Origin of the sequence: Hydrogenophaga sp. SNF1 (assembly GCF_034421675.1) — a bacterium.
GTDB classification, from domain to species: Bacteria; Pseudomonadota; Gammaproteobacteria; order Burkholderiales; family Burkholderiaceae_C; genus Hydrogenophaga; species Hydrogenophaga borbori.
This window is the reverse complement of sequence record NZ_CP139793.1, coordinates 4,370,022-4,388,353: the sequence shown is the minus strand read 5'-3', so window position 1 is coordinate 4,388,353 and position 18,332 is coordinate 4,370,022. Positions and strand designations below refer to the sequence as shown.

Genomic DNA, 18,332 nt, shown 5'->3' with positions numbered 1-18,332 from the left:
TCAACCGCGTTGTCGACCCATGCTGACTGCCAAGCCGACGCCGCCCTTGACCGATGACCTCGGAGATGGGGCGCAAGAACCCGAATTCAAGCCGTTGACGCGCGAGGAAGCGCGGCAATGGCGCGCCAGCCAGCCGGGGCTATCGCTCTGGCGGCTGGTGGGGGTGCAGTGGCTGGTGGGGCTGCTCGCCGCCGCGGTTGCCGCGTTGCTCACGCAGCGGGCCTCTGTCGCGGTGTCGGTCCTGTACGGCGCGGCAACGGTGGCGATCCCTTCGGCCCTCATGGCCTACGGATTGACCTCCAGCGCCTTGTCCCGGCTCTCGTCGGGCTTTGCGCAGGCCGCGCTGGTCGGTTTCCTGTTCTGGGAGGGCGTGAAAGTCCTGCTGTCGGTGGCTCTGCTGGCCGCGGCGGTCTGGATCCTGCCCGAGCCGAACTGGATCGGGCTGCTGATCGGGCTGGTGTTGGTTCTCAAGGTCTACTGGTTTGGGGTGCTGCTCCAGACCCGCAGACCGGTCGCAAACGGTTGACTCCGCGTTTTGGTGCACACAAATGGCTGCTGAAGGCACTCTGACCCCGGGCGAATACATTCGCCACCACCTCGTTCACCTGACGAACCACAAGCAGTCGAGCATCGTCGACTTCTCCGTGATCAACGTGGATTCGGTGGTCGTCAGCAGCCTGCTGGGCCTGCTCATGTGCGTCGTGCTGTGGCTGGCCGCGCGCAAGTCCACCGCCGGTGTGCCGGGCCGCTTCCAGGCCGCCGTCGAGATCCTGGTCGAAATGGTGGACAACCAGGCCAAGGCCGTCATCCACAACGCCACCAGCCGCAAGCTCATCGCCCCCCTCGCCCTGGCCGTGTTCGTCTGGATCTTCCTGATGAACTTCATGGACATGATCCCGGTCGACCTGATTCCCCAGATCTGGCACAGCGCCGGCCCCGCCATGGGCTTCAAGGACTACCTGCGCGTGGTGCCCACGGCCGACCTGTCCACGACCCTGGGCCTGTCCGTCTCTGTCCTGCTGCTCTGCCTGTTCTACAACATCAAGATCAAGGGCCTGGGCGGCTGGGCGCACGAATTGGTGTCCGCTCCCTTCGGCACCAGCAAGAACCCGCTCTGGGCGGTGCTGCTGGGCGTGGTCAACTTCCTGATGCAAATGATCGAGTTCGTGGCGAAGACGGTTTCGCACGGCATGCGGTTGTTTGGCAACATGTTCGCGGGTGAGCTGGTGTTCATGCTGATCGCGCTGCTGGGGGCCTATGCCACCCTCTCGCTCGGCGGTGGACTCTTCTTCGTCGGACACCTGATCGCCGGCACGGTGTGGACCTTGTTCCACATCCTGGTCATCACCTTGCAGGCGTTCATCTTCATGATGCTGGCCCTTATCTACCTGGGGCAGGCGCATGACGCTCACTGACGCGACCGTCCAGGACGCGCTCGGGTAATTTCGTTCCTTTTCTCAATCAGCAAACTTCCATCTCAATAGGAGTCATCATGGAAAACGTTCTGGGTCTCGTCGCTCTGGCTTGCGGCCTCATCGTCGGTCTGGGCGCCATCGGCGCTTCCATCGGCATCGCGCTGATGGGCGGCAAGTTCCTCGAGTCTTCGGCCCGTCAGCCCGAACTCATGAACGACCTGCAAACCAAGATGTTCATCCTGGCCGGCCTGATCGACGCGGCCTTCCTGATCGGCGTGGCCATCGCCCTGCTGTTCGCCTTCGCCAACCCCTTCACGCTGTAAATCGGTTGGTCGGCCCCGCGCGGGCGCGGCCATCGCGGTGAGCGGGCGCAGCGCCCGCCGCCGCCCCGGTCCGTCCGCCGGTTCGCCGGTGTGTTTTTCCCTTAGTCCACACAGAAAGGCGTTGCGATGAACATCAATGCAACCCTCTTTGCGCAGGCCATCGTCTTCGCGATCCTGATCTGGTTCACGATGAAGTTCATCTGGCCACCGATCGCAAAGGCCCTCGATGAGCGCGCGCTGAAGATTTCCGAAGGCCTGGCCGCCGCCGAGAAGGCCAAGACCGAGCTCGCCGCGACCAACAAGCGCGTCGAAGAGGAGCTGGGCAAGTCGCGCAACGAGTCCGCCACCCGCCTGGCCGACGCCGAGCGCCGCGCCCAGACCATCATCGAAGAGGCCAAGGCCCGCGCCAACGACGAGGCCGCCAAGATCGTGGCCGCCGCGCGCCAGGAAGCCGAGCAGCAGGTCGTCAAGGCCCGCGAGACGCTGCGCGAGCAGGTGGCCGCGCTGGCCGTCAAGGGCGCCGAGCAGATCCTGCGCAAGGAAGTCAACGCCGGCGTGCACGCCGACCTGCTCAACCGCCTGAAGACCGAGCTCTGATCGGTCCAACACGAGACGACCATGGCCGAAATCGCCACCATTGCCCGCCCGTACGCGGAAGCGCTGTTCAAGGCCTGCGGCCAGGATGCCGCCGGCGCGGCGGCCTGGCTTGACGCCCTGGCCACCGTGGCCGCCGATGCGGGGCTGCGCCAGTTCGCCGACAACCCCAAGGTCACGCCCCAGCAGGTGTTCGATCTCATCGGTGGCGTGCTCAAGAGCCCGCTGCCGACCGCCGGCCAGAACTTCCTGCGCACGGTGATCGACAATGACCGCCTGGCCGCGCTGCCCGAGATCGCCGCCCAGTTCCGCGCGCTCAAGAACGCCCAGCAGGGTTCGGCCGACGCCACGGTGTACAGCGCCTTCCCGATCGAGCCCTCGGCCCTGGCCGACCTGTCGGCCGTGCTCGAGAAGCGCTTCGCCCGCCCGCTCAACCTGCAGGTGCAAGTGCAGCCCGAACTCATCGGCGGCATTCGCGTGGTGGTCGGCGATGAGGTGCTGGACACCTCCGTCAAGGCCCGCCTGGAACAGATGAAAGTTGCCCTCACGGCCTGATGGCCGGACGTCGGGCGCGCCGCATACCAATCAACGAAAGAAGGAAAGAGTCATGCAACTCAATCCCGCCGAAATTTCCGAACTGATCAAGTCCCGCATCGAGGGCCTGGCGGCCAGCAGCGACGTGCGCAACCAGGGTACCGTGGTGTCCGTCACCGACGGCATCGTGCGCGTGCACGGCCTGTCCGACGTGATGCAGGGTGAGATGCTCGAATTCCCGGCCAACAAGGACGGCGTGCCTTCCTTCGGCCTGGCGCTCAACCTCGAGCGCGACTCCGTCGGCGCCGTGGTGCTGGGCGAGTACGAGCACATCTCCGAAGGCGACACCGTCAAGTGCACGGGCCGCATCCTGGAGGTGCCCGTGGGCCCCGAGCTCGTGGGCCGCGTGGTGAACGCCCTGGGTCAGCCCATCGACGGCAAGGGCCCGATCAACGCCAAGCTGACCGACGTGATCGAGAAGGTCGCCCCGGGCGTGATCGCGCGCCAGTCGGTCGACCAGCCGGTGCAGACCGGCCTGAAGTCCATCGACTCCATGGTGCCCGTCGGCCGTGGCCAGCGCGAGCTGATCATCGGCGACCGCCAGACCGGCAAGACCGCCGTGGCGATCGACGCGATCATCAACCAGAAGGGTCAGAACATGACCTGTATCTACGTCGCCATCGGCCAGAAGGCGTCGTCGATCAAGAACGTGGTGCGTGCCCTCGAGCAGGCCGGTGCGATGGACTACACCATCGTCGTCGCCGCGTCGGCTTCCGAGTCGGCCGCCATGCAGTACCTGTCGGCCTACTCGGGCTGCACCATGGGCGAGTACTTCCGCGACCGCGGCCAGGACGCCCTCATCGTGTACGACGACCTGTCCAAGCAGGCCGTGGCCTACCGTCAGGTCTCCCTGTTGCTGCGCCGCCCGCCGGGCCGTGAAGCCTACCCGGGCGACGTGTTCTATCTGCACAGCCGCCTGCTCGAGCGCGCCGCGCGCGTCAACGCCGACTACGTCGAAGCCTTCACCAAGGGTGAAGTCAAGGGCAAGACCGGCTCGCTGACCGCGCTGCCCATCATCGAGACGCAAGCCGGTGACGTGTCGGCGTTCGTGCCGACCAACGTGATCTCGATCACCGACGGCCAGATCTTCCTGGAAACCAACCTCTTCAACGCCGGCATCCGTCCCGCGATCAACGCGGGTATCTCGGTGTCGCGCGTGGGTGGTGCCGCCCAGACCAAGCTGATCAAGGGCCTGTCCGGCGGTATCCGTACCGACCTCGCGCAGTACCGTGAACTCGCGGCCTTCGCGCAGTTCGCCTCCGACCTCGACGAAGCCACCCGCAAGCAGCTTGACCGCGGTGCCCGCGTGACCGAACTGCTCAAGCAGGCCCAGTACAGCCCGCAGTCCATCAGCCTGATGGCCGCGTCGCTGTTCGCGGTGAACAAGGGCTTCCTGGACGACGTCGACGTGAAGAAGGTGCTGGCTTTCGAGTCGGGCATGCACGCCTTCCTGAAGGACAAGCACGCCGCGCTGCTGAGCAAGCTGCAGAACGACAAGGCCATGGACAAGGACGCCGAAGCCCAGCTGTCGGCGGCCATCGCCGAGTTCAAGAAAACCGGCACGTACTGAGCGCCCCAGGGCCAACCAGGAGCAGCGATGGCTACAGGCAAGGAAATCCGCGGCAAGATCAAAAACTTCGAATCGACGAAGAAGATCACCAAGGCCATGGAGATGATTTCCGTGTCCAAGATGCGCAAGGCGCAGGACCGCATGCGTGCGGCCCGGCCTTACGCCGAGAAGGTGCGGCAGATTGCGGGCAACCTGAGCAAGGCGAACCCCGAGTACACGCACCCGTTCATGGAAACCAACGAAGCCAAGACCGCGGGCTTCGTCGTCGTGACCACGGACAAGGGCCTCTGTGGCGGCCTCAACACCAACGTGTTGCGCGCCTTCACGAACGAGCTCAAGGCCCTGCAGGCCGCGGGTGAGTCGGCCGAGATCGTGGCCATCGGCAACAAGGGCCTGGGCTTCATGAACCGCATCGGCGCCAAGGTGGTGTCCAGCGTCACGAACCTGGGCGACCGGCCCCACCTGGACAAGCTGATCGGCCCCGTCAAGGTGCTGCTCGACGCCTACACCGAGGGCCGCATCAAGAGCGTGCACCTGGCCTACACCCGCTTCATCAACACGATGAGGCAAGAGGTCGTGGTGCAGCAGCTGCTGCCCCTGACCGCCGAGGACCTGCAGGAAGGCGCGGGCGGCCGCGACTGGGACTACATCTACGAACCCGACGCGGCCACCGTCATCGACGAGCTGCTGCTGCGCTACGTCGAGGCCCAGGTCTACCAGGCCGTGGCCGAGAACATGGCGTCCGAGCAGGCGGCGCGCATGGTGGCCATGAAGGCCGCGACCGACAACGCGGGCAACGTGATCGGCGAGCTCAAGCTCGTCTACAACAAGACCCGCCAGGCCGCCATCACCAAAGAGCTGTCCGAGATCGTCGCCGGCGCCGCCGCCGTCTAAGGTCCGCGCCCCTCCGAATCCAGAGAAAACAGAAGGTAAACATCATGTCTCAAGTGCAAGGCAAGATCGTCCAGTGCATCGGCGCCGTTGTGGACGTGGAATTCCCGCGCGACCAAATGCCGCGCGTGTACGACGCGCTGAAGATGGAGGGCACGGCCCTCACGCTGGAAGTCCAGCAGCAGCTCGGTGACGGCGTGGTGCGCACCATCGCCCTGGGCTCGTCCGACGGCCTGCGCCGCGGCATGCTGGTGACCAACACCAACGCCCCCATCACCGTGCCCGTGGGCAAGGCCACGCTGGGCCGCATCATGGACGTGCTGGGCAACCCCATCGACGAACGCGGTCCCGTCGACCAGACGCTCACCGCCTCCATCCACCGCAAGGCCCCGGCCTACGACGAGCTGTCGCCCTCGCAGGAACTGCTGGAGACCGGCATCAAGGTGATCGACCTGGTCTGCCCCTTCGCCAAGGGCGGCAAGGTGGGCCTGTTCGGTGGCGCCGGCGTGGGCAAGACCGTGAACATGATGGAGCTCATCAACAACATCGCCAAGGCGCACTCGGGCCTGTCCGTGTTCGCCGGCGTGGGTGAGCGCACCCGCGAGGGCAACGACTTCTATCACGAGATGGCCGACTCCGGCGTCGTGAAGCTGGACGACCTGGCCGAGTCGAAAGTGGCCATGGTCTACGGCCAGATGAACGAGCCCCCGGGCAACCGCCTGCGCGTGGCCCTGACCGGCCTGACCATCGCCGAGTCCTTCCGCGACGAAGGCCGCGACGTGCTGTTCTTCGTGGACAACATCTACCGCTACACGCTGGCCGGTACCGAAGTGTCCGCCCTGTTGGGCCGCATGCCGTCCGCCGTGGGTTACCAGCCGACGCTGGCCGAAGAGATGGGCCGTCTGCAGGAGCGCATCACCTCCACCAAGGTGGGCTCCATCACCTCGATCCAGGCCGTGTACGTGCCCGCGGACGACCTGACCGACCCCTCGCCCGCCACCACCTTCGCCCACCTGGACTCCACCGTGGTGCTGAGCCGCGACATTGCCGCCCTGGGTATCTACCCCGCCGTGGACCCGCTGGACTCCACCAGCCGCCAGCTCGATCCGCTGGTCGTGGGCGAGGAGCACTACAGCACGGCCCGCGCCGTGCAGGGCACGCTGCAGCGCTACAAGGAGCTGCGCGATATCATCGCCATCCTGGGCATGGACGAACTGTCTCCCGAAGACAAGCTGGCCGTGGCCCGCGCTCGCAAGATCCAGCGCTTCCTGTCGCAGCCTTTCCACGTGGCCGAGGTGTTCACCGGCTCGCCCGGCAAGTACGTGCCGCTGGCCGAGACCATCCGCGGCTTCAAGATGATCACCGCCGGCGAATGCGACCACCTGCCCGAGCAGGCCTTCTACATGGTCGGCACCATCGACGAGGCCTTCGAGAAGGCCAAGAAGCTGGCGGCGGGCTGATCGGTCCCTGCCTGAGGAAATACCATGAGCACCATCCACGTCGACGTGGTCAGCGCCGAGGAGTCCATCTTCTCGGGCGAGGCCAAATTCGTCGCCCTGCCGGGCGAGGCGGGTGAGCTCGGCATCCTGCCCGGCCACATTCCGCTGATCACCCGCATCAAGCCCGGTGCCGTGCGCATCGAGAAGGCCGACGGCGGCGAAGAGTTCGTCTTCGTGGCCGGCGGCATCCTCGAGGTGCAGCCCAACGCCATCACTGTGCTGTCCGACACCGCCATTCGCGGCAAGGACCTCGACGAGGCCAAGGCCTCGTCGGCCCGCCAGCAGGCCGAAGAAGCGGTGAAGAACGCCAAGACCGACGTTGACCTGGCCAAGGCCACGTCCGAACTCGCGGTCATGGCCGCGCAGATCGCTGCGCTGCGCAAGTACCGCCAGAAGAAGTGAAGGACGTCTTCCCTTCGCGAGAGACCGGCCCTGCGCCGGTCTTTTTTTGCCCGCGCCGCTGTTCAGCGTTCGGGCGCTTCACTATGATGGCCGCGTCCCCCGCGCGCCACCCGCTGCATGTCCTCGCTCTTCGACAGTCCGGAACTCGCCCCTGAAGAAGTCGCCGCCCGGCTGCTGGTCACGCCGACGGCGCTCGCCGATCTCACGATCGCGGACGCGATGAAGGTGGTGGGTTACATGAAGCCCAAGCTCATCAAGGCCGGCACCGTGATCATTCACGAGGGCGAGGTGCGCGGCAACGACTACATGCTGCTGGTGCTGGAAGGCGACATTGCCGTCGAGAGCGACCTGCCCGGCCTGCACGAGAGCATGGTGGTCAACGTGATGGGCCCGGGCCACCTGCTGGGCGAGATGGGCGTGCTCGACGGGGCGCCGCGCTCGGCCACCTGCACGGCCAACACCGACATCGCCGCCGCCGTGCTGTCGCGCACCGCGCTGATGCGCCTGCTCAAGGACGATCCGCGCCTGGGCTCGCGCCTGCTGCTGGCCATTTCCAAGCGCCTGGCCGACCGGCTGCGCGACACCACGCGCAAGCTCAAGACCTTCGCCCAGATGAACAAGGCCCTGCAGCAAGAGCTGCAGGTGGTGATGAACAACCGCACCAATCTGACGCGCGGGCGCGGCTGAACGGCGGCGCGAATCTGTGTCCCCACCGCGCGGTGCGCTTCGGTGCGAGCGCTGGCGGGGCGGTGCAGCGCTCAGGCGCGCAGCACCGCATCGGGCAGCTCGTTCTCGCCCGGCGCCGCGGCGTCGGACGGGAAGTGCTGCACCAGCAGCGCCGACACCTCCTCCAGCGCCTGCGTGAGGCCATCCTCGAACCCACCCGCGCGCAATTGCGCACCCAGCCGGTCGACGATCGCCTGCCAGGTCTCGGGCGGCACCCGGCGCGCCAGCGCGCGGTCGGCCACGAACTCGATGGCGTGTTCGGCGAGCAGCAGGTAGATCAGCACGCCGTTGTTGTGTTCGGTGTCCCACAGCCGCAGGCGGCCGAACCAGGCGAGGGCGCGGTCGCGCACCACGGCGGCCAGGGGCTCGCGGGGGCCGATGCGCAGCAGGTAGCTGGTGGGCAAGGCGGCCTCGACCACCAGGCGCACCTCCCCGGTGTGGCGCGCCTCGCTGGCCGTGACCCGCCGAGTGAGGCGTTCGGCCATGTCGTCGGGCACGGCGCGCGCGCTGTCGTGGCGGTCCATCCAGCGGTGTCTGAGCAAGCGCCACCAGCGGTTCATGACCGGGCCCTCCTCACCAGCCGCCGGAGGCGCCGCCGCCCCCGAAGTTGCCGCCGCCGCCGGAGCTGAAGCCCCCGCCGCCGCCAAAGCCGCCGCGACCGCCGCCGAAGCCGCCACCCCCCCAGCCGCCGCTGCCGCCCCAAGGGCCGCCACGGCCGCGCGACGAAGGCATCGACGCCGGCATGAAGCGAGCGAGCACCGCCACCAGCATGCCCAGCACCGCGGCCCCGGCCGCCACCCACAGCACCGAGGTGAGCAGCCAGGCGATCACACCCGTGGCCGCGCCGGTGAGCGGGATGCCCAGCCCGCGCCCGAAGGCCCGGCGCATGAAACCGGCGACCATGGGCACGGCGAACAGCAGAAACACCAGGGCATCGGTCCATTCGCCGGCGCCGCCGCGGGCGCTCGGCTCCTGGGCGGGCAGCGGCAGCGCCTCGCCGCGCACGGCGGCCATGATCTGCGTGAGCCCGGCGTCGATGCCGCCCGCGAAATCGCCGCGCCGCAAGGCGGGTGCCACCGCCTGGTCGAGGATGCGGCGCGCCAGCAGGTCCGGGATGGCGCCTTCGAGCGTCTTGGCCGGCGCGATGCGCATGCGCCGGTCGTCCTTGGCGATGACGAACAGCAAGCCGTCGCCCACGTCGCGGCGCCCGATCTTCCAGGCGTCGCCCAGGCGCTGGGTGTAGTCGGCGATGTCCTCGGGGGCGGTGCTCGCCACCATCAGCACCACGATCTGCGTGCCGCGTTCGCGCTCGAAGCCGGCCAGGCGCTCCTCGAGGCGCTGCAGCGAGGCGGCGTCCAGCGTGCCCGTGAGGTCCATCGCCCGCGCGCGCAGCTCGGGCACGGGCTGCAGGCCCTGCGCCCAAGCGAAGGCGGTGGCCAGGCCCAGGACCAGGGCCATCAGCGCGCGCAACAGGGGGGTGCTCATCGACGGGGGGCGCGGCCGCGTGGGGTTCAGGGTGCGGCCAGGCGCGGCCTTACGGTTTCTGCGTGCCGAAGTCCACCTTGGGCGGCTGGCTGATCTGCGCCTCGTTGGTCACGGTGAAGTTGGCCTTGGGCTGGTAGCCGAACACCATGGCCGTGAGGTTGCTCGGGAAACTGCGCGCCAGCACGTTGTAGGCCTGCACGGCCTGGATGTAGCGGTTGCGCGCCACGGCGATGCGGTTCTCGGTGCCCTCGAGCTGCACGCGCAGGTCGGAGAAGCCCTGGTTGGCCTTGAGGTTGGGGTACTGCTCCACCACCACCATCAGGCGGCTGAGCGCGCTGCCCAGCTCGCCCTGCGCCGCCTGGAATTTCTGCAGCGCCGCGGGGTCGTTGAGCAGCTCGGGCGTGGCCTGGATCGAGGTGGCCTTGGCGCGCGCGTTGATCACCGCCTCCAGCGTGCCGCGCTCGAAATTGGCCTCGCCCTGCACGGTGGCGACGATGTTGGGGATGAGGTCGGCGCGGCGCTGGTACTGGTTGAGCACCTCGGCCCAGGCCGAGCGGCTTTCTTCGTCCAGGCGCTGGAAATCGTTGTAGCCGCAGCCGCCCAGCACGGCAGTGGCGCAGAGCAGCAGCAGCGAGAGCAGGCGACGCATGGGATCTCCTTGGGGTTCCGGGTTCGCGGGCACTATACCCCGCACCCGTGGCGCGGCGGCACAATGCGCGCATGCGCAAACCCAAGCTGCCACCGGGTACGCCGGACGACACCGAAGCCGCGTTCTACGACGCCCTGCAACACGCCGACATCGACCGCCTCATGGCCTGCTGGGCGGACGAGGACGACATCGTCTGCGTGCACCCCGGTGGCCCGCGCCTGCTGGGGCACGAGGCCATCCGCGCCACCTTCGAGGCCATGTTCGCCAATGGCAGCGTGATGGCCATGCCCGAGAAGCTGCACCGCCACGACGACGGCCACTGTGCCGTGCACAGCGTGGTCGAGCGCGTGGCCGTGCTCGGCGACGACGGGCCGCGCCATGCCTTCGTGCTCGCCACCAACGTCTACATCAAAACGGCGCAGGGCTGGCGCCTGATCGCGCACCACGCGAGCCCGGGCACGCGCACCGAGCCGGCCGAGGCGTCCGCCCAGAAGCCCTTGCTGCATTGAATTGAAGCCCGAACCCTTGTTGGCCGATCTGTCCGCCTACCGAGCGCCCTGGTGGCTGCCCGGCGGGCACGCGCAGACCATCTGGCCCGCGCTGCTGGCGCGCCGGCATTTCGGCCCGGCGCCCCTTTGGCGGCGCGAGCGCTGGACCACGCCCGACGGAGACTTCATCGATGTCGACCACGCCACGCACGCGGCGCACGCGCAGTCGCCGCGGCTGGTGCTGTTCCACGGGCTCGAGGGCTCCTCGGCCAGCCAGTACGCCGTGGCCTTCGCCGATTTCGCCGCCGAGCGCGGCCTGGCCTACGCGGTGCCGCACTTTCGCGGCTGCTCGGGCGAGATCAACCGCGCGCCGCGCGCCTACCACTCGGGGGACTTCGAGGAGATCGACTGGATCCTGCGCCGCTTCGCCCAGGCCGACCCGCTGCGCCCATTGGTCGCGGTGGGCGTCTCGCTGGGCGGCAACGCGCTGCTGCGCTGGGCCGGTGAGTCCGGCGATGCGGCGGGCGGCGTGGTGACGGCGGTGGCGGCGGTGTGCTCGCCGCTGGACCTCGCGGCGGGCGGCCACGCCATCGGGCGGGGCCTGAACCGGCAGATCTACACGCGCATGTTCCTGCGCAGCATGAAGCCCAAGGCCCTGGACAAGCTGGCCCAGCACCCGGGCCTGTTCAACGCCGAGGCTTTGCGCGCAGCGGCCGACCTGCACGCCTTCGACGACATCTTCACCGCGCCGCTGCACGGTTTTCGCGACGCCGAGGACTACTGGGCGCGCGCCTCCGCCAAGCCGCACCTGGCGCGCATCCGCGTGCCGGCGCTGGCCGTCAATGCGCGCAACGACCCCTTCGTGCCCGCGCACTCGCTGCCGAGCGCGCGCGAGGCCGGGCCGCGCGTGACGCTGTGGCAACCGGCGCACGGCGGCCACGTGGGCTTCGCCGCCCCGCTGGGTGCCTGGGGATTGCCGGGCCATGTGCGCGCCATGCCCGAGGCGGTGGGACACTGGCTGCTCGCCCACACCTGAGGCCACCGTCATGGACGACATCGTCAAGGCCGCGCTCGCCAAATGGCCCAACGTGCCGCACTGCCACGGCTGGCTGGGGCTGGACGCGCGCGGCCAGTGGTACATGCGCGACGACCGCGTGCAGGCCGCCGGCCCCTTCGCACGCAGCAAGGGCTCGCTGCTGCGGCACGACAAGCTCATTGCCTTCATCCAGCGCAACTACGCGGCCGACGAACAGGGCCAATGGTTTTTTCAGAACGGCCCGCAGCGCGTGTACGTGGAGCTGGAGAACACGCCCTGGGTCTGGCGCCTGCAGCCCGACGGCGGCGTGCAGGCCCACGACGGCGAGCCCGTGGCGGTGCGTTCCAGCCTGCTCGACGAGGAGGGGCGGCTCTACCTCGACACCGATCGTGGCATCGGCCTCGTGCACACGGCCGACATGGCGCTCGCGGCCGATGCGGTGGAGGCGGGCCGCTGGCAACCCGAGGCCGTGCGCGTGGACGAACTGCCCGCACGCTATGGCTTCGTGCGCAGCCCCGAGGGCATGAAAAAAGCCGGTCATTGACCGGCTTGTGTTCGGTGGCGCCGCGCGCGCTTACTTGGCGCGGTCCACCAGGTACTGCACGGCGGCCTTGATTTCGGCGTCCGAGGCGGCCATGGCGCCACCCTTGGGCGGCATGGCGCCCTTGCCCTTGATGGCGCTGGCGGTGAGCGCGTCCACGCCCAGGGCGATGCGCGGGGCCCAGGCGGCCTTGTCGCCCGTCTTGGGCGCGCCGGCCACGCCCGCGGCGTGGCACACGGTGCAGGCCTGCTTGTACAGAGCTTCGCCGTTGGCGGCGACGGCCGGGGCCGCCGGCGCAGGGGCGGCGGCAGGAGCCGCGGCCGCGGGAGCAGGCGCGGGCGCGGCCGGTGCGGGCGCCGGCGCGGCGGCTTCGGCCGCCGGGGCGGGGGCCGCCAGCTGCGGCTCGGCGAACTTGGCGCCGGCGGCGTTGGCCATGTACACGACGGCACGGCCGATCTCCGGGTCGCGGAAGGCGCCGCCACCCTGTGCGCCCATGGCGCCCTTGCCCTTGAGCGCCGAATTCAGCAGCGCTTCGTAACCGGTGGCGATGCGCGCGGCCCAGGCGCTGGCGTCGCCGAACTTGGGGGCGCCCGCGAGGCCGGCCTCGTGGCAGGCGGCGCACTGGGCCTTGAAGACGTTGGCGCCAGACTCCAGCGGGCGGTTGGCGTCGCGGATTTCCACGGAGCCGATCTTCTCGATGCGCTGGGCGACCGCGATGTCGGTATCCACCGCGCCGGCGCCGGGCTTGTTGGCCGAGGTCACGAAGTAGACCAGGCCGATGATGACGAACACAGGCACCACGAACGCGAAGAACGACGTCCACAGCAGCTGGGCAGGCGTCTTGATGGGGCCGGTATGGGAATCGTGGTCGCTCATGGGGTCCTCAGGGGGTGGCAGGCGGGCCTTCAAGGCCTTCTGGCAAGGTGCGCCGGGGCACCGGCGGACAGCCCGCGATTATATCTAGCGCCTCTGGCGGGCCGGGCGATCCCGAGCAAGCCGCTAGAATGGGCGCCACCGCGCGGCTGTAGCTCAGTGGATAGAGTATCGGCCTCCGAAGCCGAGGGTCGTGGGTTCGATCCCCGCCAGCCGCGCCACATCAATGACTTACGCGCATCCCAGCGTGGGTCAAACATGTCGTTGAGGCGCTGCCTCGTCCGTACAGGACGCTGCCCGCAAGCCAGCTTAAGGTCTGAGGTGAGGGTCTTCGAGCTGCCGCGCGGTTGGCTGTGGCCCGCATCTGGACCAGGACTGGCCCACCGTAGTCCGCGTGATGTGGCTTTCCCCCGGGGAAGGACGATCGCCCCATAGCCCAAGAAGCGAACTTGGGCGGTCGCCCCAGAGCGGCACATGCCAGGTGCACCACCGTCGTCGACACGGACCATCCTGGCAAAGGTCGTGTCACAACCAGGGCCTGCTGCATCCTCCGCACTGGAATGTCACTCCGCCTCGGGGCCGGTGCCTTCAGCGTCCAATAGGGGGATGTCCCGGTCTCACGAAACCCCCTTTTTTGTGATGCATCGGGGCCGCAGCGCCGGGCGCCGCGGTGGTATCTCCCTTCCCCCGGTCAGTTGGCTCTACCCACGGGCATTACGATGACTGCATCACGACTGGGAGGGAGAAAACTGTGCGAACCAACGACAACGGCGAAAGCGGCTCTGTCGCCCTGTATTGGGATTTCGAGAACCTGCACGCCGGCCTCATGGAAGCCAAGCACGGTGAAGGCGCCTATGCGAAGCAAGACAACCGCTTCAAGGTCCAGGAGCCGTTGGTCGATGTGCAGGCCTTGGTTGAACTCGGCGCTTCGTTCGGACCGGTCGCCATCAACCGCGCCTACGGCAATTGGCAGTACTTCGGTCGGTACCGCGATGCCCTGCTTCAGGGCTCAGTCGAGCTGATCCAGCTATTTCCGCCGGGGGCTTCCGCCAAAAACGGCGCCGACATCAAGCTCTGCCTCGATGCCACCGAGGATCTCAGCCGTTTCGCTCACATCAGGACGGTCATCGTCGTGGGCGGAGATAGCGACTACATGCCTGTTGCGCAGAAGATCAAGGCCGCTGGACGCACCCTGATCGGCATTGGCAACCGCAAGAACACCAATAAGCACTGGGCCAAGAGCTGCCACGAGTTTCGCTACTACGACACCCTTGTCGAGCCGGAAGCCTTGGGTGACCGAGAGACGGCAGATGCCCCGGAGGCTGTGCCAGCGCCGCCGATCAACGCCGCCGCCGAGCTGCTTCGCCGCGCCATTCATTTGTTGTCCGAGTCGAAGGGCGAGCCGTGGGTGAACAAGGCCAGCGTGCTGCCAATGATCAAGCGCCTTGACCCAACGTTCGACCCCAAGGACCACGGGTACGCCGGTTTCGGTGAGATTCTCAAGGCATTGGATGCCGTAGTGGAAGTGCGAAGAGGTGAAGACGATCACCAACTTCGCTTGCGGCGATAGCTCATCGCGCTGACGATTCGCATGACCGGGACACGCGAATCGTCGGCGCGATACCGAGCGGCGCACCGAGTGCGTAGGGCCGGATTGCAGCGAGGCTGTGCAAAACCCTCCAACGGCCCAACCCACGCGCCAGTTTTGGATGATCACTTCTATGGAGGATGCATGACCTCGCCGATCGTGGCGGACGCGCTGATGATGGCCGTGCCGCGCCGGGAAAAGTCGGTGGCCCTGCTGCACCACTCCGACTAGCGTAGCTGATACACCGGCGAGCACTTCCAGCAGCTGCTGGACGAACAGGGCGCCACCTGCCGCATGAGCCGAGCCGGCGAGGTCTGGGACAACTCGGCCATGGAGAGCTTCTTCTGCTCGCTCAAGACCGAACGCACGGCCAGGAAGGGCCATCGAACGCGAGGGCAGGCCCGCTCAGACACGTTCGACAACATCGAGTGCTTCTACAACCCGACGCGTCGGCATTCGACGATCGGCCATCTCGGCCCCGAACAGCTGAACAAGCTCAAGAAGCTTAGGTCGGTTTCAACGAGACCGGCAGCAACCCAGATTGTTGGTCCGCCGTTAAGAACTTAACCGGCAACAAGAGCATGCGGCAGGACACTGGGATCTCCTTAGCTCAGAAGGACGTTCCTGTGGCTGTATACGTTGTCGCTCAACTCAAATTCAAGAATCGGCTGGCCTACGACCGCTACAAGGCTGCGTTCGGACCTGTTTTTCGGAAGTACGCGGGGCAAGTCCTCGCTGCGGACGAAGCACCTCGGGTGGAAGAGGGCAGTTGGTCCGCTGACAAGGTGGTTCTGATTTCTTTTCCCGATGAGCCAACCTACCGTATCTGGGCGGACTCTCCCGAGTATCAGGAGATCGCCAAGGATCGCCGAGAAGGCGCGGAGTGCGTCGTCCTCCTGCTGAAAGGGGTCCCCGCATGAGCCGCCATGTTGTCGAGGTAGGCAAGCCTTGGGAAGGCACGGTGAAGTTCTCCCTGGGCGTGGTGCATTCCGGCTTGACGCTGCACACCGCCGGTGTAACGGCCCGAGATTCACAGGGGCAGCTTGTTGGCGAGGGAGACATGAGAGAGCAGACCGCTCAATGCTTTCGCAACCTCGACGACATCATCAAGACGGCCGGTGCGCGCTGGGAAGATGTCGTGAAGCTCACGCTGTACACGACCGATATCGAGCGATTCCATACGGAGACGATCGAACTCCGATCGCCCTATTTTGTCGGCAAGCCCGCTGCCACGTTGCTGGAGGTCTCGCGGCTGATTGACCCTCGCATGCTGGTGGAAGTTGAGGCGGTTGTGCATCTGCCGGGCCAGGCCCCATGAGCACCATGACGACTGATGTGGGCGTCTATCTGGGCGGCGAGATCAAAGACTTGCTTGCGACATGCACGCGATGCGCGCGATGCGTTGAGGTGTGCCCCGTTGTTCCACACGGCGCGGCCTTCGGCGCGGAGCCCCGCCAGGTGATTGGTGGTGTCCTTGATCTGCTGCGTACCGGTGCCGCTCCAGAAGCCGCCTCGTCTGACTGGTTGCACGGATGCAATGGGTGTGGCGATTGCATCCCTGCATGCCCGGAACACGTTAACCCTCGGCGTCTGCTGATGCTGGCCAGCATGCATGACGCTGCCCGAGAAAGCAGAACGCCTCAACTCTTTCGTCGCATGGCTAGGTCTATCAAACTGATGATCGCCATGCAGTTGCTGCCCTCGGAGTATTCACGGCTGTTCATGCCGACGCGTCCGCGAAAGGCAAAAATGGTCTTCTACACAGGCTGCAATGCACTTCGCACGCCAAACCTCATGTTCAACACCATGGCGGTTCTTGATGCGTTGGAGGTGGACTACGAGGTCGCCGGGGGACCTTCATCGTGCTGTGGTGTCATCGCTTCCAAGTGGCAAGGAGAGCTTCAAGTGGGTGGGCGTGTCACAGTCCACACGATCAAGCGCTTTGAAGCGTTCGAGCCAGAGAAGGTTCTGAACTGGTGTCCGACCTGTGATATTCACATGAACGAAACCATGCAGGGATTTGTTCCACGTGAGTATGAATTCGACCATGTAACGGACTACTTCATGACTCGCGCGGAAAGGCTAAAGGACCTCTTTGTCCAAGAGATTCCTCGCCGAGTGGTTCTGCACGCTCACCATGGGATGCCCGCGATCGGGCGCAACGTTGAATCCCTGCTGCGTTCGATTCCAGGGCTCGAGGTGGTGGAGACAGTCCTGGAGTCCTCCTACACCTGCGGTGGTTCAGGTTGCTCCAAGACGCCCTCTTTGCAGGCCCAAGAGCATCAGCATCTGATCGACCGGGTCAGGTGTCATCAGGCCGATGCGCTGGTCACGCTGTATCACGGTTGTCACATGGCCTTCATGGGGCTGGAGAGAACCGAAGATTTCGAGGTGGTGAACTTCACCGAACTTCTCGCTCAGGCACTGGGGCAGGCGCCACATTCGGATCGTCTGAAGGAGCTCCGACACCTTGATGACTGGCGGGCCATTGTGGAGGCTTCCCAACCCTTGCTGCAGAAAAACGGACTGTCGATCGACAGCGAATGGCTGGAGCGTCATGGCGCGGAAATTTTTTCGGTCTCTGAGTTCAAGGGCGGCCTGGACTGCCTGGCGACAGATGCGCCCAAAAGTACTGTCACCCCGTCCACCCACGTACCTCACCCACCCACCAATGGAGGTCTCTCATGAAGTTGTTGACCCGATACGTGCTCGCCATTGCAGTTGCCGCCTGGGCGGTCTTGCCATTGAGGGCGCAGGAAGTCTTTCCGTCAAAGCCCGTGCGCATCGTGGTGCCATTCACCGCCGGCGGCCCCACCGACGTGATAGCTCGAATGCTGGGTGAAAGGTTGTCGGAAAAGTGGAAGCAACCGGTCGTGATCGAGAACCGTGCGGGTGGTGGATCCACCATCGGTACCAACCTGGTTGCCAAGGCCCCTCCGGACGGCCACACAATCGGCATGGTGGTCATGGCGCATGTGGTCAACCCCGCCATTCGCAGCGACCTGCCATACGACACGCTAGGCGACCTCGCGGGATTGAGCCAGATCACCACGTCGGCCTGCGTACTGGTAGCCCATCCATCGGTGCCGGCAAACAACCTGCGCGAATTGATTGTGCTGTCGAAAGCGCAGCCGGCAACACTGAGCTACGCTACTCCGGGTGCTGGAACCCTCAACCACATGTCCGGCGCGCTACTTAACTCCCTCGCGGGTACCGACCTTTTGCATGTGCCCTACGGAGGCAGTGCGGCTGCCCATGCCGACGTGCTCAGTGGCCGCGTCCCCCTGATGTTCGATGTGTGGGCGCCCGTGAAAGAGTATGTCCGTGCTGGCCGGTTGAAGGTCCTGGGCATAACCTTGAAAGATCGGATGCCCAGCGACCCCAGCTATCCCACGATTGCGGAGACGGTGCCAGGTTTTGAAGTGGTGTCCGCCTTTGGCATGGTGACTTCCAGCAGGGTGCCGCGTCCTGTGATTGAAAAACTTGGTGCAGACATCGCTGCCGTGGTAAGGGAGCCGGCATTCGCAGCGAAGGTAAGGGATTTCGGTATGGAACCAGTGGGCAGCAGTCCGCAGGAATACGACCGCTTCATCCGATCGGAAGTGTCGCGTTGGTCCCGCGTGGTCCGCGAGAGCAACATAAAGGTGCAGTGAGTCCA

General features: G+C 66.4%; 22 protein-coding genes, 1 tRNA gene and 1 pseudogene. 20 read left to right on the top strand and 4 right to left on the bottom strand.

Annotated elements, in window-relative coordinates; all coding sequences use genetic code 11:
• Positions 1–19 precede the first annotated feature (19 nt).
• The 10 genes from SOM08_RS21005 to SOM08_RS20960 all read left to right on the top strand — a co-directional run bounded on the left by SOM08_RS21005 (position 20) and on the right by SOM08_RS20960 (position 7,975).
• On the top strand, positions 20–526 hold the full coding sequence (locus SOM08_RS21005) for an ATP synthase subunit I (RefSeq protein ID WP_116960957.1): 507 nt from the start codon (positions 20–22) through the stop codon (positions 524–526).
• A gap of 22 nt (positions 527–548) precedes the next feature.
• Positions 549–1,415: a F0F1 ATP synthase subunit A gene (atpB, locus tag SOM08_RS21000; RefSeq protein ID WP_116960956.1), complete on the top strand. Its 867-nt coding sequence runs from the start codon at positions 549–551 to the stop codon at positions 1,413–1,415.
• A 77-nt stretch (positions 1,416–1,492) separates the two neighbouring features.
• Positions 1,493–1,738, top strand: a complete 246-nt coding sequence (gene atpE, locus SOM08_RS20995; protein ID WP_009519254.1) for a F0F1 ATP synthase subunit C — start codon at positions 1,493–1,495, stop codon at positions 1,736–1,738.
• A 126-nt stretch (positions 1,739–1,864) separates the two neighbouring features.
• The gene (locus tag SOM08_RS20990) at positions 1,865–2,335 is read left to right on the top strand and encodes a F0F1 ATP synthase subunit B (protein ID WP_070401223.1); all 471 of its coding nucleotides are present in this window, start codon (positions 1,865–1,867) and stop codon (positions 2,333–2,335) included.
• A 21-nt stretch (positions 2,336–2,356) separates the two neighbouring features.
• Complete coding sequence (locus SOM08_RS20985) at positions 2,357–2,887, top strand: F0F1 ATP synthase subunit delta (RefSeq protein ID WP_116960955.1); 531 nt, start codon at positions 2,357–2,359, stop codon at positions 2,885–2,887.
• A 52-nt stretch (positions 2,888–2,939) separates the two neighbouring features.
• Positions 2,940–4,496 carry a F0F1 ATP synthase subunit alpha gene (gene atpA, locus SOM08_RS20980; protein WP_116960954.1) on the top strand — a complete coding sequence of 519 codons (1,557 nt, stop codon included), beginning with the start codon at positions 2,940–2,942 and terminating at the stop codon, positions 4,494–4,496.
• Positions 4,497–4,523: 27 nt separating this feature from the next.
• Positions 4,524–5,390 (top strand): F0F1 ATP synthase subunit gamma, encoded by an 867-nt coding sequence (gene atpG, locus SOM08_RS20975; protein ID WP_070401220.1) that lies wholly within the window; start codon positions 4,524–4,526, stop codon positions 5,388–5,390.
• Positions 5,391–5,434: 44 nt separating this feature from the next.
• Positions 5,435–6,847 (top strand): F0F1 ATP synthase subunit beta, encoded by a 1,413-nt coding sequence (gene atpD, locus SOM08_RS20970; protein WP_070401219.1) that lies wholly within the window; start codon positions 5,435–5,437, stop codon positions 6,845–6,847.
• A gap of 24 nt (positions 6,848–6,871) precedes the next feature.
• Positions 6,872–7,288 (top strand): F0F1 ATP synthase subunit epsilon, encoded by a 417-nt coding sequence (locus SOM08_RS20965; RefSeq protein WP_070401218.1) that lies wholly within the window; start codon positions 6,872–6,874, stop codon positions 7,286–7,288.
• Between the two features lie 117 nt (positions 7,289–7,405).
• Positions 7,406–7,975 carry a cyclic nucleotide-binding domain-containing protein gene (locus tag SOM08_RS20960; protein ID WP_070401217.1) on the top strand — a complete coding sequence of 190 codons (570 nt, stop codon included), beginning with the start codon at positions 7,406–7,408 and terminating at the stop codon, positions 7,973–7,975.
• A 71-nt stretch (positions 7,976–8,046) separates the two neighbouring features.
• Here SOM08_RS20960 and SOM08_RS20955 read toward each other — a convergent pair whose 3' ends face one another.
• The 3 genes from SOM08_RS20955 to SOM08_RS20945 are packed head-to-tail and all read right to left on the bottom strand — an operon-like array spanning position 8,047 to position 10,148.
• On the bottom strand, positions 8,047–8,574 hold the full coding sequence (locus tag SOM08_RS20955) for a TPM domain-containing protein (protein WP_322469676.1): 528 nt from the start codon (positions 8,572–8,574) through the stop codon (positions 8,047–8,049).
• Positions 8,575–8,587: 13 nt separating this feature from the next.
• The gene (locus SOM08_RS20950) at positions 8,588–9,499 is read right to left on the bottom strand and encodes a TPM domain-containing protein (RefSeq protein WP_322469675.1); all 912 of its coding nucleotides are present in this window, start codon (positions 9,497–9,499) and stop codon (positions 8,588–8,590) included.
• 49 nt (positions 9,500–9,548) lie between these two features.
• Positions 9,549–10,148, bottom strand: a complete 600-nt coding sequence (locus SOM08_RS20945) for a LemA family protein (protein ID WP_116960951.1) — start codon at positions 10,146–10,148, stop codon at positions 9,549–9,551.
• Positions 10,149–10,219: 71 nt separating this feature from the next.
• Here SOM08_RS20945 and SOM08_RS20940 point away from each other — a divergent pair, with 71 nt between their 5' ends.
• The 3 genes from SOM08_RS20940 to SOM08_RS20930 are packed head-to-tail and all read left to right on the top strand — an operon-like array spanning position 10,220 to position 12,216.
• Positions 10,220–10,657: a YybH family protein gene (locus SOM08_RS20940; RefSeq protein ID WP_116960950.1), complete on the top strand. Its 438-nt coding sequence runs from the start codon at positions 10,220–10,222 to the stop codon at positions 10,655–10,657.
• A 19-nt stretch (positions 10,658–10,676) separates the two neighbouring features.
• Positions 10,677–11,672: a YheT family hydrolase gene (locus tag SOM08_RS20935; RefSeq protein WP_245981145.1), complete on the top strand. Its 996-nt coding sequence runs from the start codon at positions 10,677–10,679 to the stop codon at positions 11,670–11,672.
• A gap of 10 nt (positions 11,673–11,682) precedes the next feature.
• Positions 11,683–12,216 carry a DUF2946 family protein gene (locus SOM08_RS20930; RefSeq protein WP_322469674.1) on the top strand — a complete coding sequence of 178 codons (534 nt, stop codon included), beginning with the start codon at positions 11,683–11,685 and terminating at the stop codon, positions 12,214–12,216.
• A gap of 30 nt (positions 12,217–12,246) precedes the next feature.
• On the opposite strand, the gene SOM08_RS20925 is transcribed toward SOM08_RS20930, so the two are convergent.
• On the bottom strand, positions 12,247–13,089 hold the full coding sequence (locus tag SOM08_RS20925; protein ID WP_322469673.1) for a c-type cytochrome: 843 nt from the start codon (positions 13,087–13,089) through the stop codon (positions 12,247–12,249).
• A gap of 142 nt (positions 13,090–13,231) precedes the next feature.
• Here SOM08_RS20925 and SOM08_RS20920 point away from each other — a divergent pair.
• The 7 genes and pseudogenes from SOM08_RS20920 (at position 13,232) to SOM08_RS20890 (ending at position 18,327) form a co-directional block, all read left to right on the top strand.
• Positions 13,232–13,307 (top strand) — tRNA-Arg (locus tag SOM08_RS20920).
• Between the two features lie 530 nt (positions 13,308–13,837).
• Positions 13,838–14,656, top strand: coding sequence for an NYN domain-containing protein (locus SOM08_RS20915; protein ID WP_322469672.1), 819 nt, complete (start codon positions 13,838–13,840; stop codon positions 14,654–14,656).
• 162 nt (positions 14,657–14,818) lie between these two features.
• A pseudogene (locus tag SOM08_RS20910) lies at positions 14,819–15,241 on the top strand (IS3 family transposase); the annotation flags it as partial.
• Between the two features lie 14 nt (positions 15,242–15,255).
• A complete protein-coding gene (locus tag SOM08_RS20905; RefSeq protein WP_322469671.1) occupies positions 15,256–15,594 on the top strand; it encodes a DUF1330 domain-containing protein in 339 nt (112 codons plus the stop codon).
• Positions 15,591–15,992, top strand: coding sequence for a RidA family protein (locus SOM08_RS20900; RefSeq protein WP_322469670.1), 402 nt, complete (start codon positions 15,591–15,593; stop codon positions 15,990–15,992). The genes SOM08_RS20905 and SOM08_RS20900 overlap by 4 nt, the downstream gene beginning before the upstream one ends.
• The gene (locus SOM08_RS20895; RefSeq protein WP_322469669.1) at positions 15,989–17,362 is read left to right on the top strand and encodes a (Fe-S)-binding protein; all 1,374 of its coding nucleotides are present in this window, start codon (positions 15,989–15,991) and stop codon (positions 17,360–17,362) included. Before SOM08_RS20900 ends, SOM08_RS20895 begins: the two co-directional genes overlap by 4 nt.
• Positions 17,359–18,327 carry a tripartite tricarboxylate transporter substrate binding protein gene (locus SOM08_RS20890; RefSeq protein WP_322469668.1) on the top strand — a complete coding sequence of 323 codons (969 nt, stop codon included), beginning with the start codon at positions 17,359–17,361 and terminating at the stop codon, positions 18,325–18,327. The genes SOM08_RS20895 and SOM08_RS20890 overlap by 4 nt, the downstream gene beginning before the upstream one ends.
• Positions 18,328–18,332: the final 5 nt, after the last annotated feature.

What these genes read in the sequence shown, in the direction of transcription:
- SOM08_RS21005 (WP_116960957.1), top strand. Translation starts at nt 20, where the DNA reads ATGCTGACTGCCAAGCCGACGCCGCCCTTGACCGATGACCTCGGAGAT.
- atpB (WP_116960956.1), top strand. Translation starts at nt 549, where the DNA reads ATGGCTGCTGAAGGCACTCTGACCCCGGGCGAATACATTCGCCACCAC.
- atpE (WP_009519254.1), top strand. Translation starts at nt 1,493, where the DNA reads ATGGAAAACGTTCTGGGTCTCGTCGCTCTGGCTTGCGGCCTCATCGTC.
- SOM08_RS20990 (WP_070401223.1), top strand. Translation starts at nt 1,865, where the DNA reads ATGAACATCAATGCAACCCTCTTTGCGCAGGCCATCGTCTTCGCGATC.
- SOM08_RS20985 (WP_116960955.1), top strand. Translation starts at nt 2,357, where the DNA reads ATGGCCGAAATCGCCACCATTGCCCGCCCGTACGCGGAAGCGCTGTTC.
- atpA (WP_116960954.1), top strand. Translation starts at nt 2,940, where the DNA reads ATGCAACTCAATCCCGCCGAAATTTCCGAACTGATCAAGTCCCGCATC.
- atpG (WP_070401220.1), top strand. Translation starts at nt 4,524, where the DNA reads ATGGCTACAGGCAAGGAAATCCGCGGCAAGATCAAAAACTTCGAATCG.
- atpD (WP_070401219.1), top strand. Translation starts at nt 5,435, where the DNA reads ATGTCTCAAGTGCAAGGCAAGATCGTCCAGTGCATCGGCGCCGTTGTG.
- SOM08_RS20965 (WP_070401218.1), top strand. Translation starts at nt 6,872, where the DNA reads ATGAGCACCATCCACGTCGACGTGGTCAGCGCCGAGGAGTCCATCTTC.
- SOM08_RS20960 (WP_070401217.1), top strand. Translation starts at nt 7,406, where the DNA reads ATGTCCTCGCTCTTCGACAGTCCGGAACTCGCCCCTGAAGAAGTCGCC.
- SOM08_RS20955 (WP_322469676.1), bottom strand. Translation starts at nt 8,574, where the DNA reads ATGAACCGCTGGTGGCGCTTGCTCAGACACCGCTGGATGGACCGCCAC.
- SOM08_RS20950 (WP_322469675.1), bottom strand. Translation starts at nt 9,499, where the DNA reads ATGAGCACCCCCCTGTTGCGCGCGCTGATGGCCCTGGTCCTGGGCCTG.
- SOM08_RS20945 (WP_116960951.1), bottom strand. Translation starts at nt 10,148, where the DNA reads ATGCGTCGCCTGCTCTCGCTGCTGCTGCTCTGCGCCACTGCCGTGCTG.
- SOM08_RS20940 (WP_116960950.1), top strand. Translation starts at nt 10,220, where the DNA reads ATGCGCAAACCCAAGCTGCCACCGGGTACGCCGGACGACACCGAAGCC.
- SOM08_RS20930 (WP_322469674.1), top strand. Translation starts at nt 11,683, where the DNA reads ATGGACGACATCGTCAAGGCCGCGCTCGCCAAATGGCCCAACGTGCCG.
- SOM08_RS20925 (WP_322469673.1), bottom strand. Translation starts at nt 13,089, where the DNA reads ATGAGCGACCACGATTCCCATACCGGCCCCATCAAGACGCCTGCCCAG.
- SOM08_RS20905 (WP_322469671.1), top strand. Translation starts at nt 15,256, where the DNA reads ATGCGGCAGGACACTGGGATCTCCTTAGCTCAGAAGGACGTTCCTGTG.
- SOM08_RS20900 (WP_322469670.1), top strand. Translation starts at nt 15,591, where the DNA reads ATGAGCCGCCATGTTGTCGAGGTAGGCAAGCCTTGGGAAGGCACGGTG.
- SOM08_RS20895 (WP_322469669.1), top strand. Translation starts at nt 15,989, where the DNA reads ATGAGCACCATGACGACTGATGTGGGCGTCTATCTGGGCGGCGAGATC.
- SOM08_RS20890 (WP_322469668.1), top strand. Translation starts at nt 17,359, where the DNA reads ATGAAGTTGTTGACCCGATACGTGCTCGCCATTGCAGTTGCCGCCTGG.